Origin of the sequence: Mongoliibacter sp. (genome assembly GCF_007692705.1) — a bacterium.
Taxonomy (GTDB): Bacteria; Bacteroidota; Bacteroidia; order Cytophagales; family Cyclobacteriaceae; genus Mongoliibacter.
In genome coordinates this window covers 20,698-46,048 of sequence record NZ_REBN01000116.1, presented here as the reverse complement: position 1 = coordinate 46,048, position 25,351 = coordinate 20,698, and the positions used below count along the sequence as shown (strand labels likewise).

Genomic DNA, 25,351 nt, shown 5'->3' with positions numbered 1-25,351 from the left:
GGTCAACAGTCCAGAGGAGCGTAAGTCTTAGATGGTCATTTAGATTATTCTGGTTACTCACTTTCCATCTCGGGTCTCATGTCTTATTTCAAATTCAATACCTCATTCTTCCCAAAATTCTCGTATCCACTCACGATTACCTTTTCTCCCACTTGAAGTCCTTCAATAACTTCATAGAATTCAGGGTTTTTTCTGCCCAACCTGATATTTCTTCTTTCGGCTTTTCCCGAAGATTGGTTGAGGACGAATACCCAATTGCCTCCGGTGTCTTTATAAAATCCACCTGTAGGAAGTAATATTGCTTGCTCACTTTCGCCTAATTCCAACCTAATCCTGACTGTCTGACCTCTTCTGATTCCAGTCGGAACTTCATCAGTAAAGAACATATCTACTTCGAATCTTCCAGAAGTCACATTTGGATAAATTTTCCCTATTTCAAGTTCGTAAGCGCCCCCAGAAAAATTGAAAGATCCTTTTAGCCCTGTATAAACCCTAGGAAGATAAAGTTCATCAATCTGAACCCTCACCTTGAATTTATCCAGAATATCAATCTGCCCATAGCGTTGTCCGGGACTTATAGATTGACCGACTTCCATCTGTTCTGTAGCCAATTGACCAGTAATTGGTGCTCTGACAGCCAAGTTGTCAAGAATATGCCCTACCCCATCCAATGACTGATTCATTCTTCTTTCAGAATCAGAAAGCTGTTTTTTCTGGCCAGCTCTTGAAATGGAATCGTTTCTATAAGCTTCATAAGTCAACTTTCTTCTTTTTACATTGTATTCGTATTGTTCTTTAACCTCCTCAAACTCTCTGTCCGAGACTAGTTTTTTCTGATGAAGTTCTTTAAATCTTTCATACTGAGGTTTTAGAAGGCTGATTTGGTAATCTATTTCGGCCAATTGGGCTTGCTGACTAAGGTCATTCTGATCCAGTTGGAGTCTTACCTGCCTCAGGTTGTTGATCTGAAAATAAAGGCCTGATTCCCTTTCCATAACTTCCAATTGGAGCTTAGAATTGGCCAATAGTAAAATGGTATCTCCTTCGTTCACAAAGGAACCGGACTCCTTGACCAATTTCTGAATATTTCCTCCCTCTAAGGCATCCAGGTAGAAAGTCTCACCTGGTTCTATATTTCCACTGACAGGTATATAATCCGTAAACTCACCTTCTTTGACTGTTGCCAAGGTCACTCTTTCCATGTTTACATTCATGGTGGACCGGGCGTCTGCAAATACAAATTGGTATATTATAAAACTCACGACCAAAACAGCACCGGTTATCATAGCGATAAATTTTGGAGTCCAGGTCTTCTTTTTAATTTTTCTATCCATTTTAAATTACGGGTTATTCCTTGTCCCTCATTTGCCAATTAATATGCCATGCGTAAAAAAGGCCATTAAGGGCCAAAAAGGGCTTCCCCATGGTTTTCATTGGAAATTTTCCGTACAAAATTGTCCGCTAGCGACCAAAAAGTGTAGAATAGAACACAGAGATCTCAATATGCAGTGGTAGTACAAAAAAATAAAGATAGGCTGAATGCGCTGCTTAGACCTTTTTTTCAAAATCTTTGACCGATTGTATCATTTCGGTACAAGTTTTGGCAATTTATAGCTCAAGATAAATTGGGGTGAATTACATTTCAATTTTCGTAGCTCAGCTAAATTGATAATTTGTTCTTATATTTTTGATATCCATGAAAGAAAATAAAACCGGAAAAATCCTTATTGTTGACGACAACGAGGATTTATTGAGAGCAGCCAAAATATTTCTTAAGAGACATTTTGGACAGGTCGATACGGAAACCAATCCCGGGCTTCTACCTGTGCTTATTGTCAATGAGCAATATGATGTCATCTTATTGGATATGAACTTTACCAAAGATGTCAGCAGTGGGCAGGAAGGTTTTTATTGGTTGGATAGAATATTGGAATTGGACTCCTCTGCCGTAGTTGTACTGATTACTGCTTATGGAGATGTCAATACCGCTGTCAAAGCTATTAAAGAAGGAGCCACCGATTTTGTACTCAAACCATGGGAAAATGAAAAGCTGTTGGCAACACTCAATTCTGCCCTACAACTAAGAAGGTCCAAACTTGAAGTTTCACAACTCAAAAATCAACAGCAGCAACTTTATCAGGATATTGATAGCAGATTCAAGGATATCATAGGTCAGAGTTCTGCCATGGTCAAGGTTTTTGAAACCATAGAACGTGTGGCCGTAACCGATGCTAATATTTTGATATTGGGAGAAAATGGGACAGGAAAAGAGCTAATTGCAAGAGCCATTCATAGGAACTCTAAAAGACATAAAGAAGCCTTTGTAGGTGTGGATCTAGGTTCGATTACGCAAACCCTTTTTGAATCAGAGCTATTTGGACACAAAAAAGGTTCTTTTACTGACGCGAAAGAAGATAGGGCTGGCCGCTTTGAACAAGCTAATAAAGGCACTTTGTTTTTGGATGAAATTGGAAACTTACCTTTATCTCTTCAATCCAAATTATTGGCTGTACTGCAAAACCGAGAAGTTACAAGAGTCGGTTCAAATAAGAGCCTGCCCGTAAATATAAGACTCATTTCAGCCACCAATATGCCAATTCACAATATGGTATATGACAATACTTTCCGACAGGATTTGTTGTACAGGATCAATACCATAGAAATTACCCTCCCACCCCTTAGAGAACGTTTGGAAGATATTCCTTTGTTGGCAAATCATTTTATTGAACTGTATTCAAAAAAGTACAATAAGGATATTAGAAAAGCAGGTGAAGCATTGATCAAAAGGATGCAGAAATACCATTGGCCAGGAAATATCAGGGAATTGCAACATAGTATTGAAAGGGCTGTAATCATGACAACACATTCTGTTCTACAACCCGAGGACTTATTTATGCAAAAACAGTTGGCACCTGAAAAGCAGGAAGAAATGGTGAGTTTAGACCATTTGAATATAGAGGATGTTGAGAAGATTTTGATCAGAAAAGCTTTGCAGAAACACAACGGGCATATTACCCGGGCAGCAGAAGAATTGGGACTCACGCGATCTTCACTCTACAGAAGACTAGAAAGGTATGGGCTTTAAATCATTTGCTGTAGGAGTAATCATCAGGGTACTTTTGATCCTGATCTTTATCTATTTGGGAGTATACTTTTATTTTCAGGAATTGCCTGTGATTCAGGTATTGATTTTTGTTTGGGTCACTGTTTTGTTGACAGTAAACCTGATTTCCTATGCTACCACTACCAATAAGAAAATAAGCAGGTTTTTAGAATCTATCAGGTATTCGGATTTTTCGTCTTCTTTCACAAAAGACAGCAAACTGGGTAACTCATTCAAGCAAATGAACATGTCCTTCAATGAGGTGATTGAAGCATTTAAGAAAACCCGCGCGGAAAAAGAGGAGCAGATGTTGTTTCTACAGATTATGATTCAGCATATCAATACGGGTATTATTTCTTTTGACAGTAAGGGTAAAATCGGAGTGATTAACGGAGTGGCCAAACAACTGCTTCAGATCCCCCAATTCAAGGACATACACGACTTGGGAAAGCTTTCTGTAGAGTTATTACAAAAAGTACTAAAACTCAAACCCGGAGGCTCCTTTTCTATGAGGATCAGCTCTGACTTACACCTCAATGTACAGTCAGCTGCATTTAAAATGGAAGGTAATAGTTGGACCTTGCTTTCATTTCAAAATATCAAGTCTGAATTGCAGAAGAATGAGCTGGAAGCCTGGCAAAATCTCACCAAGGTACTCCGGCATGAGATTATGAATTCGATGACTCCTATTGCCAGTCTAGCGAATTCATTAGGCATTATCCTAGAAGAGGACACAGAAGAAAATGAAGATGGTAGTCTTCATTTAGAAAAAGAAAGCTTTTTAGACCTATCTGAGGGTTTGGGCACTATTTCCAAAAGAAGCGTAGGCTTGGTTGATTTTGTAAACGCTTACAGGGACTATACAAATATTCCAACACCTGTATTGAAAAGATTTAGATCCAAAGATCTTATCGATAACATTTGTGTACTGATGAAAGAGGAATTACAAGCCTCTGACATCAAGTTGGTTTCTACTATTAGCCCTATAGACCTAGAATTACTTGCAGACCAGGACCTGGTACAGATGATACTTATAAACCTGATCAAAAATGCCAAGGAGGCTATGGAAATTTCCTCAAAAAGGGAAATCAGGATTATTTCTGGCAATGATAGCCAGTCCATCCCATTTATTCAGGTTGTTGATTTTGGAGAAGGAATTGTTCCCGAAGCCTTGGAAAGGGTGTTTGTTCCTTTTTTTACAACCAAAAAAACAGGTAGTGGCATTGGGTTGGCGATTTCCAGACAGATTATGAATCTTCATAAAGGAAGTTTGGAGGTAGAATCAAAACCTGGTGAAAAAACAATTTTTACGCTTAGATTTGGCTGATGTTATTATCTCTTTATGAATTACGACTTTATCATCAAAACTTCAGATACTGAAGAAGAACTTCAGGGAATTTTACAACTTCAGGCAGTAAATCACGCGAATTCCTTGACTTCTGTAGCAGATGGCTTTGTCACGGTCAGACATCATTTGGAAGATCTGAAAAAAATGAATGCTATTGCTCCTCACATCATAGTGAAAGATGGGCCTAAAATAGTAGTTTATATTTTGGCAATGACGTCAGAATGTAAGGAAGATATACCGGTATTAAAACCTATGTTTGAGCAGTTTGACCAAATTCTATATAAAGGATCTAATGTGTCTGATTATCAATATATAGTAATAGGTCAGGTTTGTGTAGATCAAGATTACAGAGGTAAAGGTTTATTAGATTTGGCCTATGCTTTTTATAAAGAAACACACAAAGGTAATTTTCATTTTGGAATCACTGAAATTGCCACTCGCAATCAAAGATCAATAAGGGCGCATCAAAGGATTGGATTTAAGGAAATCCATCAGTTTACGGATTCACTGCCGGAAAATTGGAGTATTGTCCTTTGGGATTGGAGTTGATTTTGGAAAAGGAAAAATAATTGATAATAACGAGAGTTTTCGTAAAGGCCCAATGCTAAGATTTGAACCAAACTTTTATAATTCTAAGGGAAAATAAACTTTGGAACAAATCCGCCTTCCTCCCTTTTAAAATCCTTTAGCGGATATTCTTTACCTGTTGAAAAATCTATGATGACAGCAGTTTTGGTGTCTATTCCCACATTCAAATCAGGATCAAATATCTTCCCTTCAGAGAAAGCATAATGTACCTTTAATATTGGGTGGAAAAATACTTGTCCTTGGGTAAATTGCATAGAATAGGCAACATCATTTTTTGTCTGGTAAAAATTTGAAATTTCCCATTCTGGATGATTGAAACCTTCTTTGATAATCAACACCTCTATTTTTTGTAAAAACTCCTCAATCTTGGGGTTGGGTTTTTGAAATTGAGATACAATCAAAAATGATAGCAAGAATAAAGGCACCTTCATAGCGTGTTGTAAATTTTTACCCTCAATAAAAATAGAAAAGATGTAAGTTAAAAGAAAGAAAATCAAACGCTTATTTTGATTTTACCACCTGAAAATCAATAATTTTTGAATTTTTGCTATTCGTGTCTGATAATTTTTTTATGGACGGAAATACCACATCGTGCCTTTCAAATCTAAAATTTTGCTACTTCATATTATAAAAAAGTATTTTAAATAATTCTAAGTATTATCTGCAGATTTACCTTGTAAAAAACCTTTTTAATTGTAATATTTTAAAGTTTATTGTTACTATTTTTACGTAATATTAATATGAAAATGGATCACCCAAAATCCTAGTAACTCATTAATAATATAAAGACTTGATGACATTACGGTCATGCATATACGGACTGCTTCTCTTCGCTTTCGGAACCTTTCTGAATGCAACAGAACTTTTTGGGCAAAACTGTAGTCAGAATAATGTCGTAGTTGAAAGATTTGAATTAAGAGATGTTAATGGAAACCCGTTTAGCTCTGCAGATGATTACGAATTGGGAGAAGAAGTCACTGGGACCCTTTATGTTGTATTAGGAGGAAGTAATTCAGGTAATGCATACTCCACTAAGGCATTTTTTAACATTTTGATTAATGGGAGTCAAATTGGCGGTCGAAGAGATGTTTGCCTTTCCCAACTTGTAAACCCAACATTCGGAACTGCAATTTTTGCAACAAACTTAACTTGGAACTGGGGTGATCTAGTGCAATTGAACGGTCTCTTGGTGAGGTGGTTTACAAATGATAATAGCTCCAATACCTGTGATCAAATAACTGAAAATACAAATAAGTCAGCACAATGCTTTTCGGAACCAAATGATATTGTAGCAGAAATACCGGTTCAACCCAGTTTGGACTTTGATGCCGAAACCTGCGATCCTACAGTAAATTTTATCAATCAAACATTCGGAGGTAAGCCTCCATATTCTTATCTGTGGGAATTCTTTGATGGGGGAACATTAATAGGTACTTCTACTGATGAAAATCCAACATTTACATTTCCAAGGATAGATACTTTTAATGTGTCTTTATCTGCTACTGATGATGATGGTATAACCAATACCCTTACCAAACCCATTACCATCCCTGCTATAGAAATTATTATTGAGGTTACTCCTACACGTAATAATGAAAGTACTGGATCTATACTTGTGCAACCTAATGGGGGAACGGGTCCTTACACAGTAGAATGGAAAAGGGTGGACCCTGAAGGTGCTTCGGGATCTGTAAGTGGTATAAATAATTCCTACCTAATTGAGAATTTACCATTTGGAAGTTATGAGGTCACTGTGTACGATTCTCAAGGATGTCCTGGATTTGTAGAAACTTTTATTGATATAGCTACGATTCTGTTTAACAGGATGGGTGATATTAATGCAATCTTGGACGTTGATCAAAGGTCCGTGTTACTGAATTGGAATACAGAATCCGAAGGAGATCCAGGTCTTTTTATTATTGAAAGGGCTGATAATTCAGATTTAAATTTTTCTGAAATTGGAGAAATGCAAAGTACAGGGTTTTCTGACCAACCTATCAACTATTCTATTATCGATGAAAAACTACCTGTTTCCGGAGGGAGAATATACTACAGGGTCAAGTATATTGTCAATGATGAAGTGGACATGTATACTGAATTGGTCTTTGTTGACCTATCTCAACTGCCTGCAAAAGTAAATTGGTCTATTTTCCCTAATCCAGCTGTTGACAATAACCTTACACTGAGCATGAAGGGACACCATCATTACCTGGATAGGAGTCTTTCCATCAGCTTATATTCAGCTAATTTTTCTCAAACATTATTGGTGACTGTCAAAGAGGAAGAAATAGACCTTGGAGAATTGATTAGAAATTTCCCTAAGGGAATTATTATCGTACACATTAAAGGGAATCAAATTGACCAATCACTAAAAGTCTTAAAGAAATAATTCTTAGAATTATAATTATGACACTTTATCAATGTTCATCCATTTTTTATCAATTAGGTATTCATCGATAGAAATTTTGTCAAACAAGCTTCAATGTATTTGAAGTTGGAATTTGTACATTGTACCAAACATTATTCTTTTATCTATGTATGTAAAGCGTTACTATAGTTTGTTCATGACCGTTAGGTGGTCAAGAAAATCCCTTTACTTTGGCCTGCTTTATTCGGCCATTATCATTGTCATCTACGAAGCTACTGAGCTTCAATTCACACTTCCTTGGGAGCCAATCTCCGTTATTGGTATAGCTGTGGCATTTTACCTTGGTTTTAAAAACAACAGCTCTTATGATCGCACTTGGGAAGCAAGGAAAATATGGGGAGCCATAGTCAATGACAGCCGCACTTTTGCTACAGCGGTAATTGAGCTTTTGGAAAAGAATAAAACTGAAAACGTGGACGAAGTTAAAAAAGACCTTGTCTATAGGCACCTCGCATGGTTGATCAGCCTCAAATACTCTCTTAGGTCCAAGAGGACTTGGGAACACAATGAGGACCCTTATAAATTAAAGTTTGCTCCGGCTTTTTCAGAAGAATTCAAAAATGGATTTGATTCTGAAGTTCTCCAATACCTTGATTCCAAAGAATTCAATTTATTAAGAACAAAAACTAATATTTCTACGCACTTACTAAAAACACAAACGGCAAAAATCAAGGCATTGGAGGATGCCGGCTTAATTTCAGATTATAAACTGGTTTGGTTTCATCAATTGATCGGAAAGTTTTATGACAGTCAAGGCATGTGCGAGCGGATAAAAAACTTTCCATTGCCAAGACAATATGCCTCTACCGCACTTTGGATGAATTATGTTTTTTGTGCATTGATTCCATTTGGCTTGCTCAGCATTTTTGAGGCATCTCCAGTGCTGCATGTTTGGTTGACCATTCCTTTTTCAGGCTTAATTATCTGGGTCTTTTTTCTTATGGACAGGATTGGGGACTATTCAGAAAACCCTTTTGAAGCTTCTTACAATGACGTACCCATTGCATCCATCACCAGAACCATAGAAATTGACCTTAGGGAGATGTTGGAAGATGAAAATATACCGGAACCATATCCGGTAGAGAATGGATTTTTGATGTAAAGCTATAAGTTTATTTACTCTTACTGTCTCCTAACCTTTGGGCAATGGCAGACCCCACCATAAGTTGTAGGGCATGGTATATCATTAGGGGAAGCAATATGATTCCAAAAATGGTAGGGTCAGGAAACATTACCCTACCCATTACAGCTCCTTGTACCAAGGATTTTTTGCTTCCACAAAACACTACGGCTATGATATCAGCTCTACCGAAACGCAACAATGTAGAAAGCCAGTACATCAGCCCCATCATTACTAAAAAGAACAGCAGCATTAAGGCACCAAGGCTACCTAGTTCGAGAAAAGTATAACCTTCAAACATCCTCTCAGCGAAGGATTCAGCAAATGCTGTAAAAACAATCAATAAAATTATGGCTTGATCAAAGTTCTTTAAACTGTTTTGAAAACGATTCACAAAACCAATCAGGTATTGATGGCAAAACAGTCCAATTATTACGGGGAACAATACTTGTAAACTCAGTTTGATAAATGTATTTGTCAAGTCAAAACTTATGGCAGTTTCGGGCAATAATATGTCCATCCAAACAGGTGTAATGAATATCCCTACAATACTGGAAATACTAGCATTGAAAATCGCGGCGGGCAGGTTCCCTCCTGCGATGGAAACCATGACTACTGAGGAAGAAACAGTAGAAGGTAATGCTGCTAAATAGAAGGTGCCCAGCCACAAATAATTCCCTTCCTCTCCCCATATCCAATAAAGAATCAATATTACAATTGGGAAAATCAGAAAAGTAGAAGCTTGAATCAGTATATGCAGTTTCCAATTGGAAAGGCCTTCTTTTAATTTTTGTGGGCTTAACTTAACCCCGTAAAAAAAGAAAATGATTGAAATCCCGATTCCAGTCAAAAACTTTAAAGGAAGAGGACTCGCATCAGTACCCCATTCGGGAAAAAATTTAGCCAAAGCTATAGATGAAATCAGTAGAAAAAAAAAGGTATTTAATCCGGCTCTCTTAAGTGTTTGCTTCAGTTTGCCCATATGGATCTCAGCTATTGCTTCTTTTGATGTTATCACAAAATACCGCTGTAGCAATGGCTACGTTAAGCGATTCTGCATGTCCAAACCTTGGAATGGTGATTTTATGATGGACTGATTTCTCCAATTCTGTTGAAATTCCTTTTGACTCATTCCCCACCAACAATATACCCCCTTTATCAAATGGGGTATTGTAAATGGAGCTGCCATTTAGAAAAGCTCCATAAATAGGTAACTGTGTTTTTGAAAAAAATATACTTAAGTCTGTGTAAAAAAACTTTATCCTTGAAAAGCTCCCCATACTTGCTTGCAACACCTTGGGATTATAAAAATCTGCAGACTCTTCCGAAAGGATGATTTTTTGAATACCATACCAATCGGCAATTCTAATGATGGTGCCCAAGTTTCCCGGATCACGCACATCATCCAAAGCAATCGCCCATTCGTTATCTTTGACGCTTATTTCAATATTCTCTTTTATCTTGGCTACAGCAAGGGCGCTATCGTTACTTTTAAATGCACCGGCAGATTCGAGTACTTTTTGAGTAACATGAATGGCCTGCCCCGGGAAATTATCTACCATAGCTTGATTGCCAGAATAAAATTTATCCGTAAACAATAAATGAGTACTGATGAAATCAGAATTCAGTAGTTCCGTTACATTTTTGCTCCCTTCCACAAAAAAAGATCCCTCAATCTTCCGGAATTTTTTCTGTTGTAAGGATTTAATAAACTTAAGCGTATTTTTGCTTAACATTCGGTAATTGCCAAATAGTGAATAAAGCCAAATATATAAACTTTCTTTTTCTGCTGTTTTTATTTTCCTCCTGTTCTTTGACAAAAGGACTGAAAGAAGGGCAATACTTGCTATATGATGTAAACATTGAAGGAGTAAAAAGAAGCGATAGGACTGAGTTGCAAAATCTTGTCAAACAGACACCCAATACCCGTATCCCTCTGCTTAATGCTTCTATCGGGGTTGCCATATACAGGTTTGGAGAGTGGACTTTTGACAGTACAAAGCATATTAATAGACAGTATAAACTAAAATTGGAAAGGGATACATTGCTTTCCATACAGGACACGGCCAATTTATCCAACAAAGAGGGCAGAAGATTAGTCAAAATCACGGATAACCTGACTGCCATTGAAAAAAAATTGGAATACGGTAATTTTTTCATGCGTACAGGAAACCCAAGAGTAGTTTATGATAGTGCACAGTCGGAGGAAAGTGCCAGGCAAATGACTTTTTACTTATTTAACAATGGCTTCTTTGACTCAGAAACTGATTTTAAGGTTGAGAAAACAGGTAAGAAAGCAAGAGTTACCTATTTTGTAACTGAAAGAAGTCCATACATCATCGATAGTTTTTATACAAGATCTGATGACCGTAAAATCTATGACCTACTGATCAAACACGACGGCAAAGCCAATATAAAACCTGGGAATAATTACGAACAAAGTGCGATTACCCGAGAAAGGCAACGTGTTGAAGATCTTATGAAAGAGAACGGTTATTTTACTTTTACTCGCTCATATATAGAGTATAATGTATATAAGGACACACTTAATAAATCAGTCCAGATAGAACAGCTCATACGAAAGCCGGTTTATGCTGATGATCATCAGGTCTATACTCTTGATTCTGTTTATTTCAGTATAGACCCCCCTTCAAATGAATTTATTGATGAAGGCATCAAAACCCGATTTAGGGATATCAATTTTGAACTTTATGATGAAAAGTACTCCGAAAAAATCATTGCTTCCAGAATATTCCTAAACAAAGGAGACCTTTACAGCCGAAATGACGTCATAGAAACACAAAGACAATTGGCGAACCTGGATCTATTCCGTTTTGTCAATATTGCTTTTGATACTTTGGGTAATGTATTGAGACCAAAAATATATACCCAACCGAATCAAAAATACCAAGTGACCAATCAGCTGGGAGCCAGTATTACAGAACAGGTTCCAGGACCGTTTTTTAGCCATTCTTTAAGAAACAGAAACCTTTTTAGAGGTGCTGAAATATTTGAATTTTTCTTCAGGGCAGGATTGGAAGGGGTTGTTTCTTTTACAGGAGAAGGAGGGGTATTTAGAAGCCGTGAGTTGAATACTTCCGGATCTGTGATCTTTCCTCAATTTTTGGTTCCTTTTGTAAGCACTTTAGAAAAATTTGGTAGGTATAACCCAAGAACCAGGACCCTTATAGGTTATAATTATGTGAATAGGCCTGAATATGTCCGGGAAAGTGTGAATGGTATCCTATCCTATAATTGGAACACAAGGGACCTCCGGCAACAATACACTTTCAATGCATTGGATGCAAATTTCATCAGGTCGAACCTAAGTGGAGATTTTAATGAGATCTTGGAAGATTTGCAAAATCAAGGGAATAACCTAATCAATTCTTTCCTCCCCTCCTATGTAAGTAGTATTTCAGGCCAGGTAATTATCAACTTTAACCAATACGGAGCCTTTGGCAGAAATAGGTCTTCTTTATTGAGGTTGTTTATGGAAAGTGGTGGAACTTCCTTGAATTTTATCAATAGAGAGTTTGTAGACGAAAGAAGCTTGGCATATTTCCAATTTTTGAAATTCCAAGCAGACTTCAGAAGGTATGTCCCTATCAATAGGCAACAGACTTTTGCTTACAGGTTAAACCTCGGGTTAGCAAGACCTTATGGCGTTAGTGATGGTGTACTTCCGTATGAAAAATACTTCTTTGCAGGTGGTAGTACAGGTATCAGGGCTTGGCAACCAAGACGTTTGGGACCGGGATCTTTTACCCCTGATGTGTTAGAAGATGGGAGTTTCGATTATAGGTTTGAACAACCTGGTGAGATACTTTTTGAGGGCATGTTTGAATTGAGGTCAAAAATCTACGGATACTTTGATGGTGCTTTTTTTGTGGACATTGGCAATAGCTGGACATTTGCAGAAGACCCCACAAGACCTGGAGCAAATTTTGAATTCAACAGATTTTTTAATGAAATTGCAGTAGGAACTGGCCTCGGTTTAAGAATGGATTTTGAGTTTCTTGTGCTCAGGCTGGATATGGGCGTCAAAGCCCTTGATCCAGCAAGACCACAGGGAGAGAGATTTATACTTGGCAATTTCTTCAATAGATTTTTGGGAGAAAGGGGTCAGACTGTATTCAATATAGGAATAGGTTATCCATTTTAATTTACATTATGAAGACGTACGAAGAATTTCTTGACACAATCAAACAAAGCACACCCCCTAAAGAATTGTCCACTCATTTATTGGCATTATGGTATGATGCCAACAATGACTGGGATAAAGCCCATAAATATGTAGACGGTCCAACAGACCCGACTTCGCATTGGATCCATGCGTACCTACACAGAAAAGAAGGAGACATGGCCAATGCTGATTATTGGTATAAAAGGGCGGATAAAGTTAGGCCTGATATTTCATTGGATGAAGAATGGGCATTAATCGCCAAAAAGCTTATTTCTCTGACGAGATAACCTTCAACAAAAAAAGCTTTGGTTCTTATTGACCAAAGCTTTTTTGATTAGGCAAGCTTTTATTTGCCAGAATATAAATTGGAAATATTCGGTATAAAATTTTCCAAAAAAAGTCAGGATTCTTTCTCGTTATATAAATTACAAAATCAGTGTATACGGAATGATACCAGTAGAATAATTTATGGCTGCTTCTTGATTTATTTCGATTCTAATTGATATTTATAGATAACTTGTCCCGGTTTATCGGGATTGGTCAAATGCAATCATTAATCTCATGTTTTGAAGTTACTGACAAAGAAGCGTATAATCATATAACAAAATAACTCTACTAAAATCAATCCTCCATTTCTCTCAATTCCACTTTGACAGCCTGGGCTTTAGGTATCACCCCACCTCCAATTTTTTCAGCGATATAGTAAGTGATTTGTGCACCAAAAAGAAAAATAACGACTGAATAATAAACCCAAATCAACAGAATAACCAAAGAACCTGCGGCACCATAAGATGAACCAAGGTCACTATTACCCAAATAAATTCCAATCATATATTTACCTATTCCAAAAAGTAGCATAGTAACGAAAGCACCTAACCAAGTATCTCTCCATCGTACTTTTGCATCCGGTAATATCTTATACATTAAAGCAAAAACGACAATAAGAATTACCTGAGAAACTATAAAACTCGCAATTGAGGCAAAATTGATAGGTAAATCTACCAAATACTCAGTTAGGTAGTTATTAGCAATAACCAATGCAGCATCTAAAATCAAAGTTATCAATAATATAAAACCGATAGAAGCAACTAATGAGAAACTCAGAAGCCTATTGATGATAAATTTTAATATACCTTTTTCAGGTTTTGGTTTGATATGCCAGATATAGTTGATGGCATTCTGCAAGCTTACAAAAACAGTAGTAGCACTGAAAGCCAATATCATAAAAGCAACCACATAGGGGATTCCTGATTGTTCAGCACCTTTAAAGTTATCCAGTATTTCCTCCAATGTCTCCCTACTTTCCGGTCCAGCCAAAGCTTCAACCTGAATTAAAACTTCTTCCTGGAATTCAGATTCAGAAATAAAGGTCGTCCCTATATTTAAGATGATAATCAGTAATGCGGGTAAGCTAAATATAGTGTAAAAGGCAGTGCCTGCCGCTAGTCCTGTAGACTCTCCGGAAGTGAAATCCTTTACACTGTCAATGATAATTTGAAAAAAGGTAAGCTCTTTTAGTTTTTGAATCATAATTATCTTATTTCTCCCAGAGGTCTGACAAGGTGTATGGACTTTTTGTTCCTGTGAAAAAAGAACCGTCGATATACCTGAAATCAGTACCAATGTTAAGAAGCGCTTTCATATCATCTGCATCAAGATCAACTTGAATGGAGGCTAGGTTTTCTTTAATTCTTCCTTCGTTAGTAGATTTTGGGATTACTGCTATATCTCTGTGAATTGAAAAAGCGATCAAAACCTGTCCTACGGTGCAATTATGTTTATCTGCAATTGCTCGTACCATATCATTTTCCAATAAGCTTGGTTCATTTTCCTTTTTAATCCTCGCAGCCCTGTCGCCGGAACCTAAAGGTGAATAGGCAGTGACCAACATTCCATTTGATTTACAAAACTCAACCAGTTTTTTTTGCGGAAGAAAAGGGTGCAGTTCGATCTGATTCATTTCCGGTTTGATTTCGGCACTTTCAAAAACTTCCTCAAGTTTTGAAATATTGAAGTTTGACATGCCTATATGTTTGGTCAAACCTTGATTGTGTGCTTCCTCCATCCCTGCCCAAGTTTGGCTCAAAGGCACATCCTTATAGGTGAAAAACTCCTCACGTGTCTGTGCAAAACCTACTCCATTTTTGAATGCAATTGGCCAATGAATAAGATAAAGGTCTAGGTAATTTAACCTGAGTTCAAGTAATGAATTTTTTAAAGCTGGGATAACATCCTCAAATCTATGGGAGTTGTTCCATAGTTTGGAGGTTACAAAAATTTCCTCCCGTTTGACCAATCCATCCGAAAAAGCTTTTTCGAAAGCCTTTCCAACTTCTTTTTCATTATCGTAAATAGCTGCACAGTCAATATGCCTATATCCTGCAGAAAGTGCCCACAAAACGGCGTCATAGACCTCTCCTGGTTTTGACTTCCAAGTACCCAAACCAATCATCGGCAATTGGTCTCCATTTTTAAAAGTGAGATATTTCATTTTTTTTATTTTTAAATCTTTTTTAAATCTACGAATTATTAGACCAATAAGAGTATTGACTAATCTTCTCCCTGAAATTTTTCCAAGTAATTCCTGAATCTGTTCATTACCCATAGGTGAATTCTAGCTTGAGTATTGATATAAACATACCAAGGCAACCTGGGAACAAATTCATGAATCGCCGAAATGATATGCTTCCCATCCATGACATCGCGGAACTCTAACCAGCCGTAGTCAAACCTCTTAACAAGCCAGCCTCCTGAAATGTAAAAAAGTTGACGTTTTACATCACTTCTGTCAGGTATCCAAGTCAATTGGAGCATAGGTTTCTTACTCTTCAGAAATAAATAAAAGCTTACTTCACCTTTTTTCGTTTCTTCAGCATTTATCATAAAGCGGAAAAAATTAGGTAACCAGAGTTTATATCTGTTTGCTACCCAAATGGCACTCCTGTGCCTCGTGCTAGGTAGCCTTTGTATGCTCCTTACTGTATTTCGAACTTCCGTATCTTTAATAAATTTGGGTAATCTTGGTTTTTCTGCTTTTGGATCCAAAGCGTATTTTACTGCTTCCTCATAAGTTTGGTAATCAATCTCTACTTTATCAAATTTTAGGTCATCAGCTACTGTCAATGTATGCTTTAAGCTCTGAACTAAAGGAGAAACCAATGTATAGGGTGTTTCTCCAAAGAAGCTTACCCATAATTTGGATAATCCAACCGAAAAAACAGGAACTGAAAAGATCCACCTTTTTTTACCCATTACTTTGGCAGTTTTTTCCAACATACCTTTGTAGGTGAGTATTTCAGGAGAACCAATTTCATAGGCTTTATCATACACATCTTCATTACCGATACAGCTGTCCATAATGGTGAGCGCATCTCTCAGAGAGATGGCCTGTGTTGCTGAAAGCGTCCATTTCGGACACATCAAGGCCGGAAGTTTCCTTACCAAGTTATAGATCATATCAAAAGAGGAACCTCCTGGACCTACAATTATTCCGGCCCTTAGAGCTGTAACAGGAACTCCTTTTGAGCCTAAGGCCTTTTCTACTTCAAGTCTACTTCTTAAGTGGATGGAAATCTTACTTTCTTCAACTTCTTTGGGAAGGATGCCACCCATGTATAAAATCTGCTTGATTCCATTGGTTGCCGCCGAACGCGCAAAATTATCGGCTAATAATAGATCTGTATCTTCGAACGAACCCTGATTGAGCCTTGTAGAGGCACTCATAGAGTGAATCAGGTATATGGCATAATCTGCACCTTCTAAAGCTTCAGTTGTGGAGGTAATGGAAAATAATTCAACCTTTCGCCAAGTGACCTCAGGATGGGGATTATCGCTTGCCTCTCTCCTACTCAAGGCTATAATATTGTATTTGTCCTTTAATTGGTGGATAAACCACCTTCCTACGTATCCACCGGCACCGGCTATTGCTATTGTTTTTTTCAATTTAATATACGGGTTGAAGTGAAAGAATCAGTGCTTCAGCAGCTTTTCGTCCAGAAGTCATGGCTGCATTCAAAGAACCATATAATAGATGGTCTCCAGCTAGAAAAACGTTATCAAAAATCTTACTACTGGTAGCTGGAAGAGTAACGGCCATCTCCTCTACATCAGGTAAAGCATCGTAGATTTCATATGTCTTGACATGCTCAAAAAACTCTGCATTGATATTGGTTAAAGCTGACAATTCAATTGCAATAAGTTTCTCAAGTTTTTCGTCAACAGCTACTGGCTTTGTGATGGAAACAGACAATAAAGCTCTATCGTTTTCTGCATAAGATTTACTTACATCAGTTAAAAACACCAGGTTATTGACTATAAATTGTTCCCCCGTCAATAAACCAATCATTGGTTGTGCGATAAAAGACTTAGATAGTGAATAATAAATGTTGACCACCTTTCTGTAAGGTTTGATTTGACCTTTCAATTGAGGTATTACAAGATCAGGCCGGCAGGCCACAATCACTGCGTCCGCTTCAAGAATCTCTCCTGATTCCAACTCAATCTGAGTTCCCTGTAAGGATTTGACTTTTTCATTGAACCGGATTTTTGTTGTTTTCAATTTATTTCTCAACTGTTCAGGTATCATTTGCATACCTTTTTCAGGAATAGCAGCATGTCCTTGTGAAAACATTTTAAAAACAAACTTAAACATCCTGGAAGATGTGGAAAGATCATTTTCAAGGAAGATTCCTTTGAAGAAAGGCTTGAAGAAATTATCAATTATTTTAACTGAAAACCCGTAATCCTGTAAATATTGAAGGGTAGCTGAATTTGGTTCTGTAAAAATTTCAGCATCTGACTTCTTTTTTAATTCTTGAGTCAATTGGAAAATTTTAATTTTATCTTTTAATGTACCCACTGCCGAAAAAGCCATACTTATTGCTTTTGAAGGATTTCGAAGAGGATCATGCACACTGAAAGAATTACCCGGTTTCAATATTATAGCGCCAGGATCAAAGTTTTTCAGATTCAACAAATCGTAGTCTAAGTAACGCTGTGCTTCGGGGTAAGCTGTCAATAGGACTTGAAATCCCCTATCCAACAAAAATCCATCAACTTTGTCAGTCCTGACTCTACCACCTACTTCATCGGATGCTTCTAAAATTACAGGGGATAGTCCTGATTTTTCAAGCTCAAACGCTGCAACCAAACCTGATACACCTGCACCAATAATGTAAATATTTGATTCTTTCTTCATAATGAATTGGTATATGTTAATGACCAATAAAAACTAAAATTGTTTTGAATTGCTCCGGATAAAGCTATCCTACCGACTAACCATCAAATCGATCAAGCAAAGAATTATTCTTTCAATTTACTCATTAGATTGATTAACTTCCAATTTCAAACATTATTCAAATATGAATTTCAATATAAAAATCACCCTCATCACGATCCTTTATTTGATTTGCCATCAATCAAAGGCCCAAACACACTATTTTCCTGCATTTGGTGAATGTGAAGAAAAAGCACCAAATGATTTACAAGTAGATGCCTCCAAATTAAAAGCTGCAATTGATTTTGCAATACAGGAAGAAAGTACCGAAAATAAAAACCTTAAACTGGCACATTACCAAAGTGCTTTTGGTCGGGAACCGCTTGGATTTCCCATAGGGCCACTTAAAGATCGTGGAGAGGCTACAGGTTTGATTATCTACAAGGGTTATGTGATTGGCAAATGGGGGGACCCGGAACGCGTAGATCTCACCTTTAGCGTAGCCAAAAGTATACTGTCTACTACAGTAGGATTGGCTGTAGATAAGGGTTTAATTAAAAGTGAAAAAGACCTTGCCTATAAGTATATGGGGCCAATCATTCCTTATGAGCCCCAAAAGGCCATGATGAATAAATCTGATCACCTGTCTGAAGAAGATGTGATAGATCTTTTTGAAACCGATCACAACAAAAAAATAACATGGGAACATTTACTGCGACAGACTTCTGATTGGGAGGGTACACTTTGGGGAAAACCTGATTGGGCCGATAGGCCACAGGGAAATTCGAACGAGTGGTTGACCCGAGAAAGAAATGCACCTGGCACGGTATATATGTACAATGACACCAGGGTAAATGTCTTGGCATTGGCAGCAATGCATGTGTGGAGAAAACCCCTTCCCCAAGTACTTAAGGAAAATGTCATGGATAAAATTGGCGCAAGCCATACCTGGAGATGGACTGGTTATGAAAACTCATTTGTGATATTGGACGGTCAAATAGCCCAATCTGTAAGCGGTGGTTCACATTGGGGTGGTGGAATGTTTATTTCAGCCTATGACCAGGCAAGGTTTGGATACCTGACCTTAAGAAAGGGAAATTGGGATGGAACCCGGGTTATTTCCGAAGAATGGATTAATAAATCAAGAACGCCAACATCTGTACAGACAAATTATGGTTTTATGAATTATTTCTTAAATACTGATAAAAAGGAGATCCCTGGCGCCCCAGCTTCTGCATTTTTCCATCTTGGTGCAGGTGTAAATATGGTGTATGTGGATGAAGAGAATGATTTAGTAATTGTAACCCGATGGATCAAAAATGATAAAAAATCCGAGTTGGTTAAAATGGTACTGGAGAGTATTCCAAATGCAAAAAACTAGGTTATTAACCTAAGCAAATTAAAAGGGATGGTTATTGATTTGACCATCCCTTTTTTATGAATTCAAAAATGATTTCAGTTATTGATTTAATAAGACCTGATTCTAATTTTAATCATTTGAATAAAACCACTTCAAAAGCAAGAATATAAAATTTAAGAATTATCTGTATTGTCTATGACGTTACTTCTACTCCCAAATTTAGATTTTTTCTTTGGGCTGGGTATATGCTCTTTGGGATTTGGAATATTTTCTCTCTGGGGAAGTGAGCTCTTGCTATCACTATTTGCTGCCTTATTGTTTTCTCTCCTAGGCATGCTGGTTTCAGAACCTTTAGCTGAGGATTGATTCTCTCTTTTAGGAACTTCTTTTTTGAAATTCTTCTTTTTATCAAACTTAGGTTTGTTTTTTCCTTTGTTTTTGGAATAACCTCCACTTCCTTCTTTGTAAGAAGGTCCATTCTCAAATCCTTCAGGTAAAGGGATTTTCTCAATTTCCAAACCAATTAATGATTCTATTCTTTTGAATTTATACTGATCCTTATCATTGACAAAAGTAATTGCAGCACCCTTACTGTCGGCTCGGGCAGTACGCCCAACCCTATGGACATAATCTTCCGGGTCACTTGGCGTATCAAAATTGATGACGAGTTCTATTCCTACTACATCAATTCCACGGGAGATTATATCAGTTCCAATAAGAATCTTAAGACTTCTATTCTTAAAGTTAGACATTATCTTTTCTCTTTCAACCTGCTCTAAATCAGAATGAAATGCTTCTACCTGGAAGTGCTTTTTTAAGCTTTTATAAAGACTTTTTACTTTTTCTTTGGTACCCGCAAAAATGATTACTGCTTCATAATCCTTTTGATTCAGGATATGTTTGACCAGCTCCTCTTTTTGGGAATCGTAAGCCAAATAGGCACTTTGCGTGACTCCTTCAGCTGTTTTTCCCAAGGCCAAGCTTATTTCTTCAGGTTCTTTGAGCAACTGCTTAGAAAACTGCCTGATTTTAGGGGGCATGGTGGCGGAGAATAACACTGTTTGCCTATCCTTAGGCAGGTAGTTGACAATGGTCAGGATATCATCCATAAACCCCATATCCAACATCCTATCCGCTTCATCCAATACAAGGTGCTTCAAGTTATCCAGTTTGATTTTTCCACCTGCCAACAAAGCGATTAGCCTACCTGGTGTGGCCACTATTATTTCAGCACCGGATTCCAATGCTCTTTTTTGTTGTTCCCAGACCAAACCATCACCTCCTCCATAAACGGGTATAGAACTGACACCTACAAAGTATGCAAAACCTTGTATCTGTTGGTCAATTTGAATGGCAAGCTCGCGTGTAGGAGCTAATATTAATGTATCCAAGCCGGTAGATCCAGATTGGGCTATTTTATTCAAAACGGGAAGAATGAAAGCTGCTGTTTTGCCTGTTCCCGTTTGAGCACAAGCGATAAGATCTTTTCCTTCTAAAATAGCAGGAATAGCCTGCTCTTGTATAGGAGTGGGTTTTTCGAAACCCATTGCATCCAACCCTTCGTTGAGGGAGGATTCAAAATTAAATTGACTGAAATTCAAAATCATGATATTAAGTGTAAACAAAAGCCCATGCCATCAATGCAAATTGCAAAGGAAGTCTTACCAATAAAATCCATTTAGGGATACCTCTGCTTCCTTTTTGGTACATATATATATTGGCTGGAAAAACCGCCAATAAAAGAATAATGATACCATAAGCTGACAATGACCGGGTAGATTCAAATAACAAGCCTAAACCGAAAATAATTTCAATGAAGCCTGTTATTGCATTTAGTACTTTCGGGTAAGGCAAATATGGTGGAATTATTTTGATATACATCCTTGGTTTGATAAAATGCATTATTCCGGCGAAAATATAAAATCCTGCCATCAGGTAAAGAAAAAATAAGTACATAGGTTTTTTCTTGAGTTATTTAGAAATCAATAATTATATTACGCCTAAAGTAAGGTAATTTCTAATAAAAATTACATACTACGCTTCTTCTTAAAGTTTAATAGTATGCATACAAGAAAATTAGTGTTGAGACCAAATTTAAAATTTTTCATTTTAATCTTTATTTTTTTTCAACAGGATTTGCTTATTGCACAAGCCGGGGATGAACGATATTCGATTAAAGGTCAGTTAAAAGATGGTCTTACCGAAGGACGAATCAATGGCGCTACCATAACTTTAAAAGAGACTGCATTTGCTACCACATCTATGAATGGTGGCAATTTTCTAGTTGAAAATGTCTATAACAACAGATTTATTTTGAATATCAATGCACCTGGATACCAGTCCTATCAGTCTGTGGTAAATGTCAAAAACGATTTAGACTTGGGTATGATTACTTTATTCCCAATTGGCTACGAAAATCCGGACGAAAATGCCTTACAAAAAACTATACGTGCGACAAACATTTCGGAGTTGTTTACCAAACGGCCAAATTTTATCGGAGGTAATCAGGTTTTCGGCATTCCCCCTGAACCTAAAAGGCTGGAAGGTAATTTCTATCTTGATGTCAAGTGGAACAAGGCCTCAATACTTTTATACAGGGATTTCGAGGTGTTGGAAGGATATTACGCCAGATTCAATATCAGTACGAATACCTTCGAGCTGCGCATGGATGAAGAAGATGTGGTGACTACACTTCCGGGTCTAAGGGTTCAAAATATAGTATGGGTAGATGAAGTGGCAAATGTACCGAGGTATTTTGTAAATGGAATGGACTTAAAGGATAATGGGGTTCCGGTATCGGGATTTTTTGAAGTACTGGTTGACGGGCAAGTGCCTTTGGTCAGGAGAACTATCGCTTCGATTAGAGAATCAAATTATAATGAGGCTCTGATGGTCGGAGAACGTAATGACCAAATCAAGAAGAGGAATACTTATTATTATTTAAAAGATAAAAATATTCATAAAGTACCAAACAGAAGGCGCAAACTTGTCTCTGTTTTTGACGAGCATACAGAAAAAATGGAGAATTTTATAAAAGAAAATTCCATTAATGTAAAAACACCTTCAGGATTATTTGTTGTTTTCACCCATTACAACAGCATGTTTGAAGGCTATGAGCCCTTAATTCCAAAATTATTAGACGATTAATTCATGAAAAAACTATTGACCTTAATGCTGTTATTACTGACTGTATGCACAGCATATTCCCAAAGCACCCAGAAACCACCTTTGCATGGTAAGCATTGGATGGCAATTACAGGAAAACCTTTAGGTGCCACTGCAGGAGCCATGATTTTTGCTCAAGGAGGTAATGCAGTAGACGCATCTTGTGGCATGCTGGCCGCTGTCTGCACCATGTGGGATGTATTGAGTTGGGGTGGTGAAACGCAGGCCCTTATATACAATCCGAATACAAAAGAGGTTATTGCTATAAATGCCATGGGAGTAGCACCTACCGGAGCCACTCTTGATTTTTTCAAGGAAAAGGACATGAAGTATCCGCCGGAGTTTGGACCATTGGCAGCAACTACACCTGGCACTCCGGGAGGTTTAATGACCATGCTCGCTGAATATGGCACGATGAGCCTTAAGGAAGTACTTGCACCGGCTATGGAAATGGCCAAGGGTTACCCCATAGAGGCACAAACAGCTAACATGATAGAGGGACGCAAAGACTTGATTAAAGACTGGCCATATAGTAAGAAAGTATTTTTACCACATTTAGGTGAAGAAAGAGAAGCACCGTATCCGGGAGAAATTTTTGTTCAGGAAGATCTTTACAAAACTTTACAAAAACTGGTAGAGACAGAGGCCGAGGCATTGTCCAATGGAAAATCGAGAAAAGAAGCTATTTACGCTGCTTACGAAAGATTCTACAAAGGAGATATAGCAGAAGAAATTGTTAGAGGCACCCGGGAACAGGGAGGGCTTTTTACCATGGACGATTTGGCAAATTGGAAAGTGAAGATTGAAAGCCCATCAAAGACCAATTATAAAGGAATTGATGTTTATAAACTTCAGGAATGGACTCAGGGCCCTGCACTTCTTCAGTCTTTAAACATTCTGGAAAATTTTGATCTGAAATCTATGGGTTACAACTCCTCTCAATACATACATACCCTTTACCAGACCATGAGTTTGGCTTTTACTGACAGAGATTTTTACTATGGAGATCCTGCATTTGACCCCAAAAGCCCTATGGAAGGTTTACTTTCCAAAGAATACGCAAAAGAGAGGGCAAAATTGATAAAGGATAAGAATGATCCAGAAATAGGACCAGGAGACCCCTATCCTTTTCAAGGTGAAACCAACCCTTTTATGGATTTATTGAAAAAGAGGAAAGATGCTTTAGCCTATCACAACCCTGAAGTACCTGTCCAAGGTCCCGAGGATCCTTTTCTATTGAGTTTCCAATCCGGTACTACATCTATTCAGGCCACTGATAAGGATGGCTGGGTGGTCTCCATTACGCCATCCGGCGGTTGGGTTCCTGCGGTGATTGCCGGAAATACAGGAGTAGGACTTAGCCAAAGGATGCAAAGTTTTGTTTTAGACGAGCGACTCAATCCTTTTAATCTCGTCGCCCCAGGTAAAAGACCAAGAGTAACTTTAACACCTAGCATGGCGCTTAAAGATGGAAAGCCTTTCCTATCTTTTGCAGTTCAGGGAGGAGATACACAAGATCAGGATTTATTACAGATGTTCTTGAATATAGTAGAATTCGACATGACAGTTCAAGAAGCGGCAGAAGCAGCAAATATTCACAATTACCATATGCAGTCTTCTTTTGGAGCACATGATTCCAAACCAGGTTCCATTACGCTCAATCAGGAAGTGCCTACTTGGATAAGAAGAGAATTGGCCAAAAAAGGTTATAAGATGAATTTTCTTGAAAGGACTTCAGGTCCCTTGAATGCAATTTGGTTTGACTGGAAGCATGACAGCTTTTGGGGAGGATCCAGTAATCATGGTGAAGATTACGGTATAGCTTGGTAAAAGAAAAAGCCCGGAATTAAAGTTATCCGGGCTTTTGTATGATTATACTTTTTATCTGATTGCATTCTCCAGAGTGGCAAGGTAAACCCATTTTTGATCTCTTGATTTCAGCCCCTTTTCAATTGCCATCTGCTGTTCTTTGGTGGACTCCATATCTTCATATTCCTGGGCATTAAAAAACTGAAGATAATCTTTGTAAATATTCATTGTCAAATGCGTGGTTTTGGCTTCACTTCCAAATGGCAGAGCTGTTCTTAATAAACTCCATGAGCCCATCAATCCCTTATCTATCCGACTTTGATGTATGGCTTGAAATACTTCTCTTTCAGCTTTTTCATATTCTTCGAATTTTCCTTCTACAGCTTTCATCATATCAAAAGAGGCCAAAGTTCCCTTTTTGAACTGAAATGAATCCTTAGTAGTAGCAATTTCTTTCATATAAACCCTTTGAGCCAAATCCCTACTGCTCTGAGCATCAGAGAATCTCTTTCTAGCTTGATTTTCATTCAGGTGTGGATGAGCTATCATGGCATACCTTATCAGATCCTCTTCTTCGAGTCCATTCATCATGCTTACAGGATCTTTGTAATAAGTAATTGTTATATACTGAAATTCACCTATATCTGCTCCTGATTGAAGAGACCAAAGGTCCCAACCCGTAATTCTTTTGTCATTGATTGCGGCTTGATAAACTTTATCCATAAACTCCTTGAATTCCATAAAATCATAAGTTTGGTTGGACTCCACTTTCATGAATTCAAAGACCATAAACCGTTGCTGTTGAGCCTGTAAAGCTATTATCAGTCCAAAAGATAGAATAGCGGAAATAAGTAACTTTTTCATATCGGATTATTTTAGGTTATTTTTTAACACTTGTTTCTGATCTTTTAAAATTTAGGAATAAAATTTTGTTTTTAATAATTTAATCCTTTGTTTTTTACTTAAATTTTCATTTTTAGCAATTAATACTTCTTAAAGGTCTTTTTTGACAAAATCATTCTAATGATC

At 37.5% G+C, this 25,351-nt stretch carries 21 protein-coding genes; 10 read left to right on the top strand and 11 right to left on the bottom strand.

All coding sequences use genetic code 11. The annotated features are described in order from the left end of the window. Window positions 1-83: 83 nt before the first annotated feature. Window positions 84-1,334 (bottom strand): efflux RND transporter periplasmic adaptor subunit, encoded by a 1,251-nt coding sequence (locus EA341_RS05275; protein ID WP_293011977.1) that lies wholly within the window; start codon window positions 1,332-1,334, stop codon window positions 84-86. A 362-nt stretch (window positions 1,335-1,696) separates the two neighbouring features. Here EA341_RS05275 and EA341_RS05270 point away from each other — a divergent pair, with 362 nt between their 5' ends. From EA341_RS05270 to EA341_RS05260, 3 genes are read left to right on the top strand one after another with little or no spacing between them, the layout of a single operon-like run. Next, window positions 1,697-3,085: a sigma-54 dependent transcriptional regulator gene (locus EA341_RS05270; RefSeq protein WP_293011975.1), complete on the top strand. Its 1,389-nt coding sequence runs from the start codon at window positions 1,697-1,699 to the stop codon at window positions 3,083-3,085. Further along, the gene (locus EA341_RS05265; RefSeq protein ID WP_293011973.1) at window positions 3,075-4,430 is read left to right on the top strand and encodes an ATP-binding protein; all 1,356 of its coding nucleotides are present in this window, start codon (window positions 3,075-3,077) and stop codon (window positions 4,428-4,430) included. The genes EA341_RS05270 and EA341_RS05265 overlap by 11 nt, the downstream gene beginning before the upstream one ends. 15 nt (window positions 4,431-4,445) lie before the next feature. Continuing rightward, window positions 4,446-5,000 (top strand): GNAT family N-acetyltransferase, encoded by a 555-nt coding sequence (locus EA341_RS05260; protein WP_293011971.1) that lies wholly within the window; start codon window positions 4,446-4,448, stop codon window positions 4,998-5,000. A gap of 83 nt (window positions 5,001-5,083) precedes the next feature. Here the strand turns inward: EA341_RS05260 and EA341_RS05255 are convergent, their stop codons facing one another. Beyond that, the gene (locus tag EA341_RS05255; protein WP_293011969.1) at window positions 5,084-5,470 is read right to left on the bottom strand and encodes a hypothetical protein; all 387 of its coding nucleotides are present in this window, start codon (window positions 5,468-5,470) and stop codon (window positions 5,084-5,086) included. A 362-nt stretch (window positions 5,471-5,832) separates the two neighbouring features. Between EA341_RS05255 and EA341_RS05250 the strand changes: the two genes are divergently transcribed. Next, window positions 5,833-7,428 (top strand): PKD domain-containing protein, encoded by a 1,596-nt coding sequence (locus EA341_RS05250; RefSeq protein ID WP_293011967.1) that lies wholly within the window; start codon window positions 5,833-5,835, stop codon window positions 7,426-7,428. A gap of 145 nt (window positions 7,429-7,573) precedes the next feature. Beyond that, the gene (locus EA341_RS05245; protein WP_293011965.1) at window positions 7,574-8,569 is read left to right on the top strand and encodes a bestrophin family protein; all 996 of its coding nucleotides are present in this window, start codon (window positions 7,574-7,576) and stop codon (window positions 8,567-8,569) included. 10 nt (window positions 8,570-8,579) lie between these two features. Here EA341_RS05245 and EA341_RS05240 read toward each other — a convergent pair whose 3' ends face one another. Together EA341_RS05240 and EA341_RS05235 are read right to left on the bottom strand one after the other, a co-directional pair. Then, the gene (locus EA341_RS05240) at window positions 8,580-9,569 is read right to left on the bottom strand and encodes a bile acid:sodium symporter family protein (protein ID WP_293011997.1); all 990 of its coding nucleotides are present in this window, start codon (window positions 9,567-9,569) and stop codon (window positions 8,580-8,582) included. A 7-nt stretch (window positions 9,570-9,576) separates the two neighbouring features. Further along, complete coding sequence (locus EA341_RS05235) at window positions 9,577-10,323, bottom strand: RNA methyltransferase (protein WP_293011964.1); 747 nt, start codon at window positions 10,321-10,323, stop codon at window positions 9,577-9,579. Between the two features lie 17 nt (window positions 10,324-10,340). Here EA341_RS05235 and EA341_RS05230 point away from each other — a divergent pair, with 17 nt between their 5' ends. After that, complete coding sequence (locus EA341_RS05230) at window positions 10,341-12,752, top strand: BamA/TamA family outer membrane protein (protein ID WP_293011962.1); 2,412 nt, start codon at window positions 10,341-10,343, stop codon at window positions 12,750-12,752. 8 nt (window positions 12,753-12,760) lie between these two features. Beyond that, entirely contained in the window at window positions 12,761-13,060 is a 300-nt protein-coding gene (locus tag EA341_RS05225) for a hypothetical protein (protein WP_293011961.1), read from the top strand. Window positions 13,061-13,394: 334 nt separating this feature from the next. Here EA341_RS05225 and EA341_RS05220 read toward each other — a convergent pair whose 3' ends face one another. The 4 genes from EA341_RS05220 to EA341_RS05205 are packed head-to-tail and all read right to left on the bottom strand — an operon-like array spanning window position 13,395 to window position 17,970. Continuing rightward, window positions 13,395-14,303 carry a YihY/virulence factor BrkB family protein gene (locus EA341_RS05220; RefSeq protein WP_293011959.1) on the bottom strand — a complete coding sequence of 303 codons (909 nt, stop codon included), beginning with the start codon at window positions 14,301-14,303 and terminating at the stop codon, window positions 13,395-13,397. Between the two features lie 7 nt (window positions 14,304-14,310). After that, window positions 14,311-15,264 (bottom strand): aldo/keto reductase, encoded by a 954-nt coding sequence (locus EA341_RS05215; protein WP_293011957.1) that lies wholly within the window; start codon window positions 15,262-15,264, stop codon window positions 14,311-14,313. Window positions 15,265-15,323: 59 nt separating this feature from the next. Further along, window positions 15,324-16,715: an NAD(P)H-binding protein gene (locus tag EA341_RS05210; RefSeq protein ID WP_293011954.1), complete on the bottom strand. Its 1,392-nt coding sequence runs from the start codon at window positions 16,713-16,715 to the stop codon at window positions 15,324-15,326. 1 nt (window position 16,716) lies between these two features. Continuing rightward, a complete protein-coding gene (locus EA341_RS05205; RefSeq protein ID WP_293011952.1) occupies window positions 16,717-17,970 on the bottom strand; it encodes an NAD(P)/FAD-dependent oxidoreductase in 1,254 nt (417 codons plus the stop codon). A 163-nt stretch (window positions 17,971-18,133) separates the two neighbouring features. Here EA341_RS05205 and EA341_RS05200 point away from each other — a divergent pair, with 163 nt between their 5' ends. After that, on the top strand, window positions 18,134-19,369 hold the full coding sequence (locus EA341_RS05200; protein ID WP_293011949.1) for a serine hydrolase: 1,236 nt from the start codon (window positions 18,134-18,136) through the stop codon (window positions 19,367-19,369). Between the two features lie 152 nt (window positions 19,370-19,521). Here the strand turns inward: EA341_RS05200 and EA341_RS05195 are convergent, their stop codons facing one another. Both EA341_RS05195 and EA341_RS05190 read right to left on the bottom strand, forming a co-directional pair. After that, window positions 19,522-20,949, bottom strand: coding sequence for a DEAD/DEAH box helicase (locus tag EA341_RS05195; protein ID WP_293011994.1), 1,428 nt, complete (start codon window positions 20,947-20,949; stop codon window positions 19,522-19,524). A 10-nt stretch (window positions 20,950-20,959) separates the two neighbouring features. Further along, entirely contained in the window at window positions 20,960-21,304 is a 345-nt protein-coding gene (locus EA341_RS05190) for a DoxX family protein (protein WP_293011948.1), read from the bottom strand. A 105-nt stretch (window positions 21,305-21,409) separates the two neighbouring features. On the opposite strand from EA341_RS05190, the gene EA341_RS05185 reads away from it, so the two are divergent. Together EA341_RS05185 and EA341_RS05180 are read left to right on the top strand one after the other, a co-directional pair. After that, window positions 21,410-22,495, top strand: a complete 1,086-nt coding sequence (locus EA341_RS05185) for a carboxypeptidase-like regulatory domain-containing protein (protein ID WP_293011946.1) — start codon at window positions 21,410-21,412, stop codon at window positions 22,493-22,495. A 3-nt stretch (window positions 22,496-22,498) separates the two neighbouring features. Beyond that, window positions 22,499-24,343 carry a gamma-glutamyltransferase family protein gene (locus tag EA341_RS05180; RefSeq protein ID WP_293011945.1) on the top strand — a complete coding sequence of 615 codons (1,845 nt, stop codon included), beginning with the start codon at window positions 22,499-22,501 and terminating at the stop codon, window positions 24,341-24,343. Window positions 24,344-24,394: 51 nt separating this feature from the next. Here the strand turns inward: EA341_RS05180 and EA341_RS05175 are convergent, their stop codons facing one another. Continuing rightward, a complete protein-coding gene (locus EA341_RS05175; RefSeq protein ID WP_293011943.1) occupies window positions 24,395-25,186 on the bottom strand; it encodes a hypothetical protein in 792 nt (263 codons plus the stop codon). Window positions 25,187-25,351: the final 165 nt, after the last annotated feature.